This window comes from Aeromonas finlandensis (assembly GCF_000764645.1).
GTDB lineage: Bacteria > Pseudomonadota > Gammaproteobacteria > Enterobacterales > Aeromonadaceae > Aeromonas > Aeromonas finlandensis.
Map to the genome: position 1 here is coordinate 26,290 of NZ_JRGK01000294.1, position 15,166 is coordinate 41,455.

Below are 15,166 nucleotides of genomic sequence, written 5' to 3' on the forward strand. Positions count from 1 at the left end.
TGAGTCATTATAAAGCTTGTCATGATTTATCTGAAGCTCATTAGGGCCGTAGGTTCGAATAGCGAAGCGTATTCGGACGATCGCGAAAGGGTGTTGCCGAGCGGTCGCTGATATTCAGAGTTTCTTGCCTGTCTTGCCATGACCCGGTGTGCGGCGGCAAACGGACGATGATACTGCGCTAATCGACCCTACATTATGTGGCGTATTGTTACCTCCCCCTCATCCCCAGCCCTTCTCCCGCAAGGGGAGAAGGGGGCGGAATGAATTCCGCTGATTGTGCGTTGGCTCTGTGGTGCGGGTAAATATGTGTGGCTTGGAATTGGCACGAACCATCCCCTCTCCCTCGGGAGAGGGCTAGGGTGAGGGGCCGCGATCTATGTTGTAGGTTCGAATAGCGAAGCGTATTCGGACGATCGCGAAAGGGTGTCGCCGAGAGGCCGCTGATATTCAGAGTTTCTTGCCTGTCTTGCCATGACTCAGTGCGCGGCGGCAAACGGACGATGATGCTGTGCTAATCGTCTCGACATGATGGGGCTTATTGTTACCTCCCCTCATCCCTGGCCCTTCTCCCCTTGTTTGTGATCAAGAGTGGGAGAGGGGGGGAAATAGGCGCCGCTGATTGTGCGTTGGCTCTGTGGTGCGGGTGAAGATGAGTGGCTTGGCATTGGCTCGGGGCCAGCCCCTCTCCCCACGTCGATGACGAAAAGTGGGGAAGGGGAGATGGCAATCGGGGGCGTTTTTCCGGGTTGATGTGCAAATCTCGGTGTGGCGGGTGCAGCCAGATCGCATCGGGTTTTAGTTGCCTGCCTTCTGTTTGACCGGAATATCTTCGACCAATACAGCAAATTCGATGCTGGTAATCTCATCGCTGTTCTTGCTGGCGAATTCAATAATGCCTTGGCTGGCGGACTTGGTGTTGTTTGGGGGCAGCAAATCGTTAAAAACGGAAAAGAAGGGATCTATCTCTGCTGTCATCCATAGCTTCACGTGGCACTTTTCCCCCCAGAACATGAGATTCTGGAGCGGTGCGCCACCAAGAACCGAGCGCGGTGGTGTGAATGACTCCGTCGAGGTGGGCAACTCAGAAGTGTAAACCGCACGGCATGCGGGAGGAATGATGCTGCTGGCGGAGCGAGTATCTACGACAAACTTGTTGCCACTCACCCCCAGAGAGAAGGTGATGGGGGCGGAGACCCATTTCCCTGATGTATGGAAGGCAAAAGGGCGGGCCTGCTCGAAGGCGAAATATTCGTTATCCAGCCTTGTTGTGACGCCTTGTGCGGTGGTCGCGACCACAAGACCCAAGATGGTCGCCAGTAATTTGAAATGCATAGAGTCTCCGGTTTGATGGGTACACTGCGGGGCAGCGCGAAGGTTCACGATCGCACTCTATGACATTGCCCATCTCTCAGTCATCTCTTGCCGGGATTTTTGCGTCAATGTCTGGCATGTCCCGTGACATGGGTGGCGACCTCGTGAATGTTCCATGTGTCACCCGCGAGTGACGCTTTTCTCACCCAGGCGGCCTGACGTTATCCTGACTTCACCTTCCCTTCACACAACCTCATTTTCCCCTCACAGATCCCCCGTATCTTCTGCCCACTGCTTAAAAGGCCCGGCTCGCCACAGGGGTGGCGAGGGGCGGTTGGTTCGAGGGAGCAAGATGATGAAAGGTTGGATAAAGTGCGGATTGGCCGGGGCCGTGGTGCTGATGGCGAGTTTCTGGGGTGGCAGCGTGCGGGCGGCGGGGATCTCCCTCAAGCAGGTAAGTGGCCCCGTCTATGTGGTGGAAGATAACTACTACATACAGGAAAACTCCATGGTCTATTTCGGGGCCAAGGGGGTGACGGTGGTGGGGGCGACCTGGACGCCGGATACCGCCCGCGAGCTGCACAAGCTGATCAAACGGGTCAGCAGCAAGCCGGTGCTGGAGGTGATCAACACCAACTACCACACCGACCGGGCGGGCGGTAACGCCTACTGGAAGTCCATCGGTGCCAAGGTGGTGGCGACGCGCCAGACCCGGGATCTGATGAAGAGCGACTGGGGCGAGATTGTTGCCTTTACCCGCAAGGGGCTGCCGGAGTACCCGGATCTGCCGCTGGTGCTGCCCAACGTGGTGCACGATGGTGACTTCACCCTGCAAGAGGGCAAGGTGCGCGCCTTCTTCGCGGGCCCGGCCCATACGCCGGACGGCATCTTTGTCTACTTCCCCGACCAGCAGGTGCTCTATGGCAACTGCATCCTCAAGGAGAAGCTGGGCAACCTGAGCTTTGCCAATGTGAAGGCCTATCCGCAGACCATCGAGCGGCTCAAGGCGATGAAGCTGCCGATCAAGACGGTGGTAGGCGGCCACGACTCACCGCTGCACGGCCCCGAGCTGATTGATCACTATGAAGAGCTGATCAAGGCGGCGCCGCAGTCATAAGGGTTGCGCGACAGAGAGTCTGCAAGCCTTGCCATCACTGCGATTGGTGGTTAGAACAGCACCCCACAACACGCCCGCTCTCAGGAAATGAGCGGGGGTTTTGCGTCTGCGGCTTTTTTGGTGGCTGTGAGTGCGCGGCATTAAGGCTGTTCAAGGGGGGTGGGCTTTCATAAGATGGCGTTTAGTCATTCCCCGGAAAGCCATAAATTTTCGTTATGCAATACGCCTCTCTTGCGCGCCTCAAGCAGGCCTTTATCACCGGGATGTGGGCCTCGCTGGTCAGCATCGTTATCGGCTTCGCCTTCAAGGTGTGGCTGGCGCAGTGGGTCGCCAAGGGGGAGCTGGCGCTGTTCAACAGCGTGGTGGATTTGGTCTCCCTCTCCTTTATCCTGATGACAGGTTTTCGCTCCTCCATGGTGGTGAGCTACTCCCAGACCAAAAACGATCGGGACATCATCAATATCTTCCGCTACTTCCTTATCGGCATCGTGCTGCTCACCTGGGGGGCGGTGATCCCCTATATCAAGTACGGGCTCCATATCCGGGTGGAGTATCTGCAACTGGTGGGGGTCATCTTCGGGCTGGGGCTCAAGGTCTACTTCACCAATCTGGTGGCCATGTACCGGATGTATGCGCTCTCCAACCGGGTCACCTGGCTGGAGCCGCTGGCCAACGGTCTGCTGTTTATGGCCTGCTATTTCGGGCTGGGGATGGATGCGCTTGCCTCGCTCTTCTACGGGCTGACCTTCTCCTCGCTCGCCATCGCCGGTTATATGTATGTTTCGCGCCGTCGGGCCATCGCCACCAAGCCGCTGGCCAAGGTGGCGCTCGGCCCCGAGATGGTGAGCTATGTGAAGAAGAGCTTTACCGCCTCGCTGGAGGCGGGGGCCAGCATCCTGATGATCTACATCACAGTGCTGCTCACCATCCGCCACTTCAGCATCGACGAGCTGGGGGATTTTCAGGTGGTGGTGCGCCCCATCTTCACCTATATGACCACTCTGTTTGTCTTCCCCATCTACCGCTTTGTGCTGCCTGAGCTGGCGGTCAATCTGCGCAATGGCGATCACCGTCAGATCAGGATGATCCGGCGCTGGATCTTCCGCCTCTCCGCCATCGTCAGTCTGGCCTTCTTTGGCTTGATGCTGCTGGCGGGCAAACCGCTGGTGTTGCTGTTGTTCCCCGCCGACTACGTGGGGGCGGTACCGGTGCTGTTCCACTTCTCCATCTTCTTTATCTTTATGATGCTCAACGGCTATCAGCTCGCCTATATCAAGGCTCACGGCCACTTTACCCAGAGCTTGCTGATCCGGCTGGCGGGCATAGTGGCGCTGGTCGCCGCCTACTATCTGGTGGCCGAGTTCACCGCCAACGTGGTGGCGATTATCGTGGCGCTGGGCCTTGGCTATATGGTGATGTTTATCCTCTCGACCCTGGCGGAGCGGCAGATCCTGCGTACCCTGCCACCCGAGCGGGCGACGGCGCCCTAGCTGCGAGTGTGCGGGGTATCTGTGAACACAAGGGGTTGGCAGGAGAGGATGGTGTGAAGCGTCAAAGCAAAGAGAACGCCCGATCGGGCGTTCTCTTTTTATGGGGCTTGTAGCCCCGCTGTTGCCCCTTTATGGCAGACGGGGCGTGGCGGGGGCCGGTATAAGCTGGAGTTGGGTCATTTCGGGAAAACCCATAAATCCTGCTTATAGTGAGCCTGTTTGCCGCTGCGTCACCTGCACGGCGAAAAGCGGCCGCGCAGGGGCTTGCTCCGGTTTGCAGGGATTGATTTGCAGGGATTGGTTTGAAGGGATTGGCGCGGGCCGTTAGCGCCGCCCTTTACCACCCTTGTTGCCAGCGAGGGCCTGCTTTCTGGCGCGCTGCTTCTGGGCCGCCTTGCTGTTGCGGCGCGGCTCGGGCTCGAAGCGGGTCAGATCCGGCTCAAAGCCGGGGAACCACTGCTGGGGCAAACGGGTGTCGAGTACCGCTTCCACCTTCTCCAACAGCGGCGCATCTTCCGGGCTGAACAGGGTAATGGCGAGCCCCTTGTTGCCAGCACGGCCGGTGCGACCGATGCGGTGGACGTAATCCTCCGCCACAAACGGGAACTCAAGGTTAATCACGTAGTTGAGATCCGTGATATCGAGACCGCGGGCCGCCACGTCGGTGGCAACCAGCGCCTGCAGGGTGCCAGCGCGAAACTCCAGCAGCACTTTTTCCCGCGCGCTTTGCGACAGATCGCCGTGGAAGGCCAGCGCATTGATGCCCGCTTTGCCGAGCTGCTGGGCCAGCTTGTCGGCCCCTTGGCGGGTGCGGCTGAAGATCAGGGCCGGTGCCCAGCCTTTCACTTTCAGCATGTGCTCGACCAGCGCCAGCTTGCGGTCGCTGTCCACGGTATAAACCCGCTGCTCCACCTCGGCCGCTGTGGTGTTGCGCGGCGCCACTTCAATCAGCTCCGGGTCGCGCAGCAGCACCTTGCTCAAGGCAAACAGGTTATCGTCGCAGGTGGCGGAGAAGAGCAGGGTCTGGCGATCCGCCGGGATCTGTTTGAGCAGCGCCTTGATCTCGTCCATAAAGCCCATGTCGAGCATGCGATCCGCTTCATCAAACACCAGATGGCGCAGGCTATCTAGGCTCAATGCCCCCTGACGCAGATGGTCGAGCAGGCGGCCTGGGGTGGCGATCAGCAGATCCACCCCGGCTTGAAGCGCTTCGACCTGCGCCGCGATACTCACCCCGCCGTAGACCAAGGTGCTGGTGAGACCGGTGCCCTGACCGTAGCGCGCCACACTCTCGGCGACCTGCACCGCCAGCTCGCGGGTCGGCACCAGTACCAGCGCGCGGATCGGACGCGGGGACTCTGCTTGTGGCTGTTGCATCAGCTGCTCCAGCAGCGGCAGCACAAAGGCGGCGGTCTTGCCGGTGCCGGTCTGGGCCCCCGCCATCAGATCCCGCCCCGCCAGAATGACGGGGATGGCGTTGGCCTGAATGGGGGTGGGGGCGGCATAGCCCAGCTCGCTCAGGGTCTGCTGCAGACGGGGGGAGAGGGCCAGTTCGGCAAAGGAGGCAATGGACATAGAGGGCACCAGTATGGGGTTATCGCGGCCAGCGGCCACAACGACACAATCATCGTGGCCGCGATGGTAACAGAAGCAGGGGGATCGGCAGAAGGCGGCTATGCCCCTGCTGCGTCCGGCAACGGGCGGATCAGCCGGATCGTGTTGCCCTCGTAGCAGGCGATGTTGTGCTTGCCCTGCTGTTTGACGTGGTAGAGCAGCTCATCGGCCAGCTGGACCGCCTCGGTGACGGTGAGGTAGTCGCGAATGCGGATCACCCCGGCGGAGAAGGTGATGGGGATGGGCAGCTCGGGGATCAGGAGTGGCCGGTTCAGCAGGCGACCAGCCGAGCGGATCATCATCTCGTCACTCCCCATCCCCTTGAACAGCAAGATGAACTCTTCGCCACCCCAGCGAATGGCGGTATCGACCTTGCGGGTGTTGCCCTGGAGGTAACGGGCAAAGGCGATCAGCGCTGCATCGCCGGTGGTGTGGCCATAACGGTCGTTGATCGATTTGAAGTTGTCGATATCGAGGATCATCAGGTAGTCATGCTCGTGCAGTAGGGGCTGATTGAGGATCTCCCGCCGCGGCAGCTTGGTCAGGTGGTCGGTGCGCGCAAGGGCGTGCAGCCGCTGATAGAGCTGCTTCCAGGCCACCATGCCCAGCAGCAGGGCGATAAGATAGACCTTGAAGGCGGGGCTGTGCAGCGCCAGCTTGACGAAATCGATCCAGGAGTAGGACCACTTCAGGTAGAGACCCACCCCCGCCTTGGTGCGCATAAAGGGTTTGCTCAGGCAGACGTGCCAGCGATGGCAAGGCTCGGCCTCCTCAAACGAGATGGTGGTGCGGGTCGGGTTGATGGTGTCGAAGGGGTGCAGTACATCCCGAAACGCGTCATCGACGGCGATGTCGATCCCGAGCAGCCCGTATTGGTAGCCGCCTTGCCCCGACTGATGGATGAAGGGGAAGTGCATCACTATGGTGTTGCGCATGCTGAAGTTGTCGATCTCGATATCGGAGACAAAGGCTTCATCGACGCTGCAGAGGGTGTGGCTGGTAGCAAAACCGGCGCAGCCAAAGTAGTGGTACCAGGCGGGCAGGGTCATCAGATCCACCTTGATCGGCGCCAGTTTGACGGGCAGCACATTGTTGGCGGAGACCATGCCGATCAGCCGGTAGTCGTTCCAGATGGTGTAGATGTTGATCACCTCCGGGTAGGAGAGGGCATAGCGGAAGGTGTTGAGGATATTGGCGGCCGGGTATTGCAGCGGCACATCGGCAAAGCGCTGCTTGCTTCTCAGGTCGTAGCCATAGAGGTAGCTGGTGTTCGGCTTGTTACGGGTGAGGTGGGCGGGGGTCTCCAGCGACTGATGGTATGTGAGATAGCGGAGGATATTCTCCACCTCGAGGATCTTGGCCCGCTGATAGAAGACCTCGAACACGTTCTTCTGTCTGGCGGTGATGAGATCCATGTCGTGCTGGATATTGAGATAGGTGTAATAGAAGACAGTGCCCAGCCCGGTCAGCGTGAGCAGTACCCATCCCAGCATTTTGAAGATGAACCGGCGAGCAAAGGCAGCTGGCCAGTGAATGGCAGGAGATTTTCTTAAAAGTGGGATCATAGGAGTCTGAATGAGGTATCGATAGGGGGCGTGGGCGCCAAGCGAGCGGAGTATACGCGAAAGAAACCCCGATAGTATCTGCCGTCAACGCAAGCCAGACGCGGCAGCCCTTATCACTGATGCCTCGTTACTCCACGATCAGCACACTCTCGCTGGCCAGATGGTGCAGCCACTCCCTGACGATCAACAGCACGGCGGCAAAGTGCTCGTCGCGGGGCAGCAAGCTGGTGGCGAGGGGATCCCCTTCCGCCATGGCGGCCAGCTGGCCGAACGCCTGCTCCACCAGATCCCGGCTCAGTTCATTGTCCCCCAGCAGCTCCGCCAGCGAAGGGCGGCTGCGCAGGGTCAGCTGCAAACCGGGCGGGATCTGCGGGGCGATGCGCATCAGCTCATCCTCCACCACCATGATGGCGCGCTCCAGTTCGAGCGGGGTGGGTGGCGCGTGGCGAAACGGCCCGGGCTGGATGGCGTGGGTGCCAAAGGCCAGCGGGTAGTGTGACGGGGCCGCATCTGGCTGGCTCAGCCAGAGCTGGCTGCTCTGTTCACCAATCTCCAGCAGCAGGGTCATCGTTTCCGGTACCGGTTGTGTCATGGGGCTGAGCTCCTGTATTGTAAACGTTTTCCCACTCTACCCTTGATACCTCCCCCGCCGTTATTTGGCGAGCACAATTTCTGCGACCTGCGGCGCACTTTCGCGCAAACCCCTTGCAAAAAAATCCATTAATGGCAGTCTGGATGTCTAAATGGCTGTTTGTCGTTTTTCGTCCTTACATGATTCAGGAGTTCAGATATGGATATTCGCACCGCTCCCCGCGCCATCGCGCTTGCTCTCATGCTGGCCAGCGGCATTGCCGCCGCCAACGAGGCGCTGGTGATCCAGACCGATTTCGGCCTCAAAGATGGCGCCGTGTCGGCCATGAAGGGGGTCGCCTTCGGGGTGGATCGCACCCTGCCGCTCTATGACCTGACCCACGAGATCCCGGCCTATAACATCTGGGAAGCCTCCTACCGCCTCTACCAGACTTTGCAGTATTGGCCGAAGGGCACCGTCTTCGTCAGCGTGGTGGATCCGGGTGTCGGCACCGATCGCAAGTCGGTGGTGCTCAAGACCAAGAGCGGCCACTACATCGTTACCCCGGATAACGGCACCCTGACCCTGGTGGCGGAGCACTTCGGTATCGACACCGTGCGCCAGATTGACGAGAAGACCAACCGCCTCAAGGGTTCCGAGAAGTCCTACACCTTCCACGGCCGCGACGTCTACGCCTACACCGGCGCCCGTCTCGCTTCTGGCGCCATCAGCTACGAGCAGGTTGGCCCGAAACTGCCTGCCGAGGTGGTGAAGATCCCCTATCAGGCTGCGGTCGCCGAGAAAGATGGCACCCTCAAGGGCACCATCCCTATCCTCGATGTGCAGTACGGCAACGTCTGGACCAATATCGACGATGCGCTGCTGACCAAGGCGGGGATCAACAAGGGGGATACCGCCTGCATCAAGATCAGCGAAGGCTCCGCGGTCAAATATGATGGCAAGGCACCCTACGTCAGCAGCTTTGGCGATGTGCCGGAAGGGCAGCCGCTGGTCTACCTCAACAGCCTGCTGCAGGTGTCGGTGGCGCTAAATATGGACAGCTTCGCCGCCAAGCATCAGGTGCAATCCGGTGCCAACTGGCATATCAGCCTGAAGAAGTGCTCCTGAAGATTGTCGGGCTTTCGACAAGCGGGTTTGAAGCAAGAGAGGGCAGCCAAAGAGGCTGCCCTCTCTCATTGTCTGATAAGGAGTTGCTGATAAGGAGTTGCTGATAAGGCGTTGTTGTCAAAAAGCATATTAACTCAGTGCAATTGATAATGATTGGTATTTGATTGGATAATCGCGCACTTGTCTGACCACCCAACCATACCGAATGAAAACCAGCCTTTTACTGCTCAGCCTGCTGGCTCTGACCGCATGCAATGACAATCACAGCAATACGTCGGTGGCCCCCTCACCCGATGTGACCCCGCCGGTCGTCAAGCCGACCGAGCCGCCCATCATGCCACCGATAGTGCCACCAATAGTGCCACCAATAGTACCGCTGGAAACCCATACCCGGGTTCCCCTGACTATAGAGGTCAATGTGGCCGATCGGCTGGGGGCGGGGGCACAGCTCGAGGTGATACAGGTCGCCACCGGGATCCGCGTGCAACAGGCCATCGAACCGGGCCAGCTTGTCAGCATCACTTTGCCAGCGGGTCTGCAACTGGATCAGCCGCTGGAGCTGCTCGGTAGTGATGAGGGCTATCTGCTGCGCGCGGTATCGGTGCGGGTGGCGGATCTCTCGGCCGGGATCACTCTGGCGCGCCGCAACAGCGTGCCGCGGCTGGGGTTGAACGAGGAGGAAACTGCGCTCTTCCTGCTGGCGGATCAGAGCGGGGATGGCTCCCTCAGTCAGGCCGAGTGGGGCAGGGCAGAGGAGATCCGCCTGCAGCAACCGGCGGCCATTGAGGATTACGCCGCTTTCCTGCTGGCCCAGCGCCAGCCGGGCGCCGTGCTCGACTATGCCGACAGCTGGCAGATGCTGCTGGCCCTGCGCGATGACAAGCAGGCACGCAGCTGGTATCAGCGCAGCAACAGTGCCCAGATCCAGTCCGCTCGGACCCAGCTCTATCCTGCCAACCCCAGCCAGCCGGACGAGCCGGAGACGGCGGATCTGCTGCGTCTCGATGAGCAGGGTCAGCTGGTGGCCCGCGGCCCCTGGCAGTGCCTGCACGATGTGCGCGCGGTCAGCGGGGTCAAGGGCAGCCAATACTGGCTTTATGGCAGTGACACCAGTGCGTTGAAGATTGCCCGCCAGCCACAACTGGCATCGGTGCCGAGCGGTTGCGGCCGTAGCGACTGGCGCCTGCCGACCCTGCCCGAATTCGAGCGATTGCTGAGCAGTGACAAGTCGGCATGGCGCTACCCCAATACCTTTGCCGTTGCCCTGCCCACCCAGATCTGGCTGCAGGATGGTGCGGGTCAGCCCCGTCTCTATCAGCTGGCGACCCGAGCCTGGCTGGATGAGGGGGAGGGCAGCCTGCTCTGGTATGCGCTGGCACCCTATCCGGTGCGCCCCTCCGTGGAGCGCGACAGCAGCAAGCCTGACATGGCGGTTCTGCGCGCCCAATACAGCGGCTCATCGGCCCAATGGCCCGCCGCCCGGGTGGATGAAGGGGTGGAATGGCAGGAGCTGGGGCCGCTGCCGGCGGTTCCCTTCCCGGCCGACAACCCCTATAGCCGGGCCAAGGTGGTGTTGGGTCAGCAGCTCTTTTTCGACAAGCAGCTCTCCAAGGGCCGGGACATCAGCTGTGCCAGTTGCCACGATCCGCAAAAGGGGTGGAGCGACGGCCTGAGCGTATCGGTCGGTCATCTGGGCCAGAAGGGCAATCGCAATGCCCCCTCCATCCTCAACAGCGCCTTCAGCTCGACCCAGTTCTGGGATGGGCGGGTCGCCACGCTGGAGGAGCAGTCGCTTCACCCGATCCAGAACCCCATCGAAATGGCGCTGAGCCATGATGAGCTGCTGGCCCGTTTGCAGGCCAGCCCCGACTATCAGGCTGCTTTTGCCACCGCGTTTGGCGATCAGGGGATCACGCTGGAGCGGATCGCCAAGGCGATCGCCACCTTCGAGCGCACCATCATCAGCCGTGACAGCGACTTTGAGCGCTTCGTCAAAGGGGATAGTCAGGCGCTCAGTGACAAAGCGTTGTGGGGGATGCACCTCTACCGCACCGATGGCCGCTGCATGAACTGCCACTCCGGCCCGCTGCTGAGTCAGCACGGATTCGAGAGTGTGGGGCTCACCTATTACGGTCGTGGCAAACTGGAAGATCGCGGTCGCTTCCTGCAGACCCGCAACAAGGCTGACATCGGTCGCTTCAAGACCCCCAGCTTGCGGGATGTCGCCTTCACCGGCCCCTATATGCACAACGGCATCTTCCCGATCCTGGCTCAGCGTATCGGCAGCTCGGTACAGGGCGTAGTGGCCATGTACAACTTTGGCGTGACCAAGTGGAGCAGCGGGGTCGGCTTCCCGACCGGTGCGGATCAATACGATCCCTTCTTCCCCAAGGCCTCCGATCACCTGCATGCCCTTGGCCTCAGCAATGACGAGCTCGATGCCATCGGCGAGTTTTTGCGCAGTGTCTCGGCCGAGCCGCGTCGCACCCCGGCCACGGTTAGCGAGCTGGGGGTGAGTGAGGTGGATGACCCGACTCCGGTGGGGGCGGTGATCACCGGATTGGCGGTGCTGCCTGCCCAGCCTCAGTTGGAAGCGGGGCGCTCACTCCCTCTGCAACTGCAGTGGCAACTGAGCGATGGCTCTCTCAGCCCGCTCGATGTGCCTGTTGAGTGGCGCAGCGAACAGCCGGAGTTCGCCACCGTGAGCACGGAGGGCGAGGTACGGGGTGTGGCGGTCGGTACGGCCCGTCTGGTGGCGACCACGGCTCGTCACACGTTGACCGTGACGGTGCAGGTGGTGGATGCCCAGCCCGATTTTGCCCGGGGCTGTCGTCAACCCGAGCTGGTGGCGGGCAAGCTGGCCTTTGTCTGCCAGCTGACTCAGGGCGAGGCACAGCGGATGGGTATCGCCTATGACGGTGTGAGCAGTGACAGCGATGGTGACTACAATCCCTTCCCGCTGGAGTATGTGACCATGAGCCAGGCCCGGGCGCGGGATTACTGCCAGCAGCTGGTGGCGCGCGGTCATGATGACTGGCGTCTGCCGACCCGGGCCGAGCTGGAGGTGCTGTTTGCTGCCTACAACAAGGATGGCACGACGGATCAGCTGCTCCAGCAGCAGGGGTGGCCGCTCTACAACCGCTACTGGAGCTGCGATGCGACTGCCAATGAAAATGGTGAGCTGCCGCTGCTCGATCTGAGCACCGGCGACCCGCTGTGGGATCTGGCGGACGAGGCCCATGCCGCCACCTGCGTCAGGGCCATCTAGCCTTCATATAGAGTCAGATGAAAAACGGGCGCTTCGGCGCCCGTTTTGTTCTCTGGTAATAAAGAAAGGGATCAGAACTCGTTGGAGAGCGCCTTGTACCCTTTGACCAGATCGATATTGGTGTGGGCCACGTCCTCGGAGAACTCGGCGGCATCCACCGAAACCCGCGGGAAATAGAGGGATCAGAACTCGTTGGAGAGCGCCTTGTACCCTTTGACCAGATCGATATTGGTGTGAGCCACGTCTTCGGAGAACTCGGCGGCATCCACCGAGACCCGCGGGAAATAGAGGGATCAGAACTCGTTGGAGAGCGCCTTGTACCCTTTGACCAGATCGATATTGGTGTGAGCCACGTCCTCGGAGAACTCGGCGGCATCCACCGAGACCCGCGGGATATGGGTCAGATCGCTCTGCTGGTTGATGCGGGTGGTGGAGGGGACGTAGAACTCCGGCGGCAGATCGCAGCCATCGATCACCGAGTTGTGCCGCACCACGGCACCATCGCCGATATGGCAGTTGAACAGCACGCTGTTGAAGCCGATAAATACCCTGTTTCCCACTTCACACGGCCCGTGCACGATGGAGCGGTGGGCGATGGAGCTGTATTCGCCAATGGTGACAGCGGCGCCGGATTTGGAGTGGATCACCACCCCATCCTGAATATTGGAGTTGGCGCCGATGACGATGGGCTCCATCTCGCCGTTGGCATCAACCTCGTCGGCGCGGATCACCGCATAGGGGCCGACAAAGACATTCTCTTTGATGATCACCTTGCCGCAGATGATAGCGGTCTTGTCGATATAGGCTGATTCGTCGATGACAGGCAGATGGCCGGAGGGATTCTTGCGGATCATGTTACATCCTGTGGTTGCCAAGAGGGATTATCTGGTGGTGGACGAGGAGCCTACCGGTCGGTCAGCTTACCCCTGCTCGCCCTTTGGTGAAACCCCTGACTGGTCTGACCCTTGTCGCGCGCCGTCTCGGCATGGCTGTTTCCCGCTGCCAGAATATGGGAGCATGGCTGTCATCCCGAGTCGTGTTAGGTGGACATATATAGATGAAGAAGATGATTGCCCTGTTGGCGGGTGGTTTGTTGCTCTCCTCGGCCGTGCAGGCCAAAGGGGAGGCGGGGGAGTTTGACTATTACGCCATGGCGCTCTCCTGGTCGCCCGAGCATTGCGCCGTCAAACCGGCCGATCGGGACCAGTGTTCCCGCAAGCTGGGGTTTGTGCTGCACGGTCTCTGGCCCCAGTACGATCGCGGTTACCCCAGCAACTGCACCCGCGAACGGCTCGACGCCAACATGGAGCAGGAGTTTGCCGATCTCTACCCCAGCCGCTTTCTCTATCGCCATGAGTGGGAGAAGCACGGTACCTGCTCCGGCCTGAGTCAGCCCCAGTTCCATCAGCTGGCGAGCGATTTGCGCCAAAAAGTGAAGATCCCGGCGGCTTATCAATCGCCGGAAGAGCCGCTGCGCAAAAGCAGCTTCCAGCTCAAGGCCGATCTGGCGAGCGCCAACGAGTGGCTGGCCCCCGACAACATCACGGTGGCTTGCGCCGATGGTGGCCGCTTCCTGCGGGAGATCTACATCTGCGTCAATAAAGCGGGGACGGATGCGGTCACCTGCTCCGCCGAGATGCAAAAGCGCGAGCGCCGCTCCTGTGGTCAGCCGGATTTCCTGCTGCGCAGCGTGCGTTAAGCCTCCACTCTCTTCATCGGGCCCCTTGCGGGCCTGATGTTTAACCACAGCTATCGGAAAGGAGTCTGACAGATGGATGGCAACAATAGATTTGGCCCGACAGAGCGGTCACTGCTGCTCGGGGTGAACGGATGAGCTTGTTTGCCGAGCTGGGAATGCGTTATCCCATTATTCAGGCGCCCATGGCCGGTGTGCAGGGCAGCGAGCTGGCGCTGGCCGTGACCGGGGCGGGCGGTTTGGGCTCCTTGCCTGCCGCCATGCTCACACCAGCAGAGCTACGATGCGAACTGGTGCGTCTTGCCCAAAGCGGCCTTGGGCCATTTAACATCAACTTTTTCTGCCATCAGCAGCGGGAGCCGGATCCCGTTACGCTGGCCAGCTGGCAGCAGCGCCTTGCCCCCTACTATGCCGAGTTTGGCGTACAGCCCCCAGCCGTTACGACGGCGCCAAGCCGTGCTCCTTTCAATGAGGAGCATGCTGCCATGGTGGCCGAATTCAGACCGGCGGTGGTCAGCTTTCACTTCGGCCTGCCCGCTCCCGAGCTGCTTGTCCAAGTGAAGGCTGCGGAGGCCAAGGTATTTGCCAGTGCCACCACGGTGGCGGAGGCCGTATGGCTCGCTCACCACGGCGCCGATGTCATCATCGCCCAGAGGTTGGAGGCGGGCGGTCATCGCGGACATTTTCTCTCTGATGATCTCGCCTTGCAGCAGAGCACCTTGACCTTGCTGGCGCAGATCCTCGCGGCGACTGATCTGCCGGTGATTGCCGCGGGCGGTATCGTCGATGGCAAGGGGATCGCCAACGCACTGGTGCTGGGGGCCAGTGCCGTGCAGATGGGCACTGCTTTTCTCTGCTGCCATGAAGCGACCACCTCGCCACTGCATCGCGCCGCTATCCACTCGCTTCAAAGCCAGCAGACGGCACTGACCAATCTGTTCAGTGGCCGTCCGGCGCGGGGTATCGTCAACCGTCTGATGCGTGAGCTGGGCCCGATCTCGGATCTTGCCCCTCACTTCCCCTATGCCAGTGGTGCACTGGCACCGCTGCGCGCCGCCGCCGAAAAGGCGGGGGACAGTGGCTTCTCTCCGCTCTGGGCTGGGCAGAATGTCTCTGGCTGCCGGGATCTTCCCGCCAGCGAACTGATGGCGTGCTGGGTCAAAGAGGCGGGATTAGGCTAAGCACTGCTATATACGCCTCTTTATATAGCAGCCGCCGTTGGCGCTGCGCGTCATACGTGACGGTGCTTATCGGGGCAAAACCCCCTCATTTCGCACACGTCTGTGGATAAGTCTGTATAAAGGCTGTGTGTTGATATGAATAACTAATAAATCGCACTTTTTTGCAATTTAATTGCGATAAAGCCTTGCCAATGTGAGCTGGGTCTCTATAATGCGCCACATCGA

Annotated in this window: 11 protein-coding genes and 1 pseudogene; 6 read left to right on the forward strand and 6 right to left on the reverse strand. The window is 60.4% G+C overall.

The features are described from left to right. Positions 1-795: 795 nt before the first annotated feature. A complete protein-coding gene (locus tag LD28_RS0118465) occupies positions 796-1,332 on the reverse strand; it encodes a hypothetical protein (RefSeq protein ID WP_033138386.1) in 537 nt (178 codons plus the stop codon). A gap of 331 nt (positions 1,333-1,663) precedes the next feature. On the opposite strand from LD28_RS0118465, the gene cphA reads away from it, so the two are divergent. Further along, the gene (gene cphA, locus LD28_RS0118470; RefSeq protein WP_081959621.1) at positions 1,664-2,428 is read left to right on the forward strand and encodes a CphA family subclass B2 metallo-beta-lactamase; all 765 of its coding nucleotides are present in this window, start codon (positions 1,664-1,666) and stop codon (positions 2,426-2,428) included. A gap of 215 nt (positions 2,429-2,643) precedes the next feature. After that, positions 2,644-3,918, forward strand: coding sequence for an MATE family efflux transporter (locus LD28_RS0118475; protein ID WP_033138388.1), 1,275 nt, complete (start codon positions 2,644-2,646; stop codon positions 3,916-3,918). A 324-nt stretch (positions 3,919-4,242) separates the two neighbouring features. On the opposite strand, the gene LD28_RS0118480 is transcribed toward LD28_RS0118475, so the two are convergent. The 3 genes from LD28_RS0118480 to LD28_RS0118490 form a co-directional block, all read right to left on the reverse strand. Further along, positions 4,243-5,493: a DEAD/DEAH box helicase gene (locus LD28_RS0118480; RefSeq protein WP_033138389.1), complete on the reverse strand. Its 1,251-nt coding sequence runs from the start codon at positions 5,491-5,493 to the stop codon at positions 4,243-4,245. A 98-nt stretch (positions 5,494-5,591) separates the two neighbouring features. Further along, the gene (locus LD28_RS0118485; RefSeq protein WP_241462318.1) at positions 5,592-7,025 is read right to left on the reverse strand and encodes a GGDEF domain-containing protein; all 1,434 of its coding nucleotides are present in this window, start codon (positions 7,023-7,025) and stop codon (positions 5,592-5,594) included. A 199-nt stretch (positions 7,026-7,224) separates the two neighbouring features. Continuing rightward, on the reverse strand, positions 7,225-7,689 hold the full coding sequence (locus tag LD28_RS0118490) for a hypothetical protein (RefSeq protein WP_033138390.1): 465 nt from the start codon (positions 7,687-7,689) through the stop codon (positions 7,225-7,227). A 198-nt stretch (positions 7,690-7,887) separates the two neighbouring features. On the opposite strand from LD28_RS0118490, the gene LD28_RS0118495 reads away from it, so the two are divergent. Next, positions 7,888-8,796, forward strand: coding sequence for an SAM hydrolase/SAM-dependent halogenase family protein (locus tag LD28_RS0118495; RefSeq protein WP_033138391.1), 909 nt, complete (start codon positions 7,888-7,890; stop codon positions 8,794-8,796). A 205-nt stretch (positions 8,797-9,001) separates the two neighbouring features. Further along, positions 9,002-12,064, forward strand: a complete 3,063-nt coding sequence (locus LD28_RS0118500) for a cytochrome c peroxidase (RefSeq protein ID WP_033138392.1) — start codon at positions 9,002-9,004, stop codon at positions 12,062-12,064. A 182-nt stretch (positions 12,065-12,246) separates the two neighbouring features. On the opposite strand, the pseudogene LD28_RS24015 reads toward LD28_RS0118500, so the two are convergent. Both LD28_RS24015 and LD28_RS0118505 read right to left on the reverse strand, forming a co-directional pair. Then, positions 12,247-12,345: pseudogene (locus LD28_RS24015) on the reverse strand (carbonate dehydratase); the annotation flags it as partial. A 12-nt stretch (positions 12,346-12,357) separates the two neighbouring features. Further along, the gene (locus LD28_RS0118505; RefSeq protein ID WP_033138393.1) at positions 12,358-12,918 is read right to left on the reverse strand and encodes a gamma carbonic anhydrase family protein; all 561 of its coding nucleotides are present in this window, start codon (positions 12,916-12,918) and stop codon (positions 12,358-12,360) included. 203 nt (positions 12,919-13,121) lie between these two features. On the opposite strand from LD28_RS0118505, the gene LD28_RS0118510 reads away from it, so the two are divergent. After that, positions 13,122-13,763, forward strand: a complete 642-nt coding sequence (locus LD28_RS0118510; protein WP_033138394.1) for a ribonuclease T2 family protein — start codon at positions 13,122-13,124, stop codon at positions 13,761-13,763. A 131-nt stretch (positions 13,764-13,894) separates the two neighbouring features. Further along, on the forward strand, positions 13,895-14,941 hold the full coding sequence (locus LD28_RS0118515; protein ID WP_033138395.1) for an NAD(P)H-dependent flavin oxidoreductase: 1,047 nt from the start codon (positions 13,895-13,897) through the stop codon (positions 14,939-14,941). The last annotated feature ends 225 nt before the right edge of the window (positions 14,942-15,166 follow it).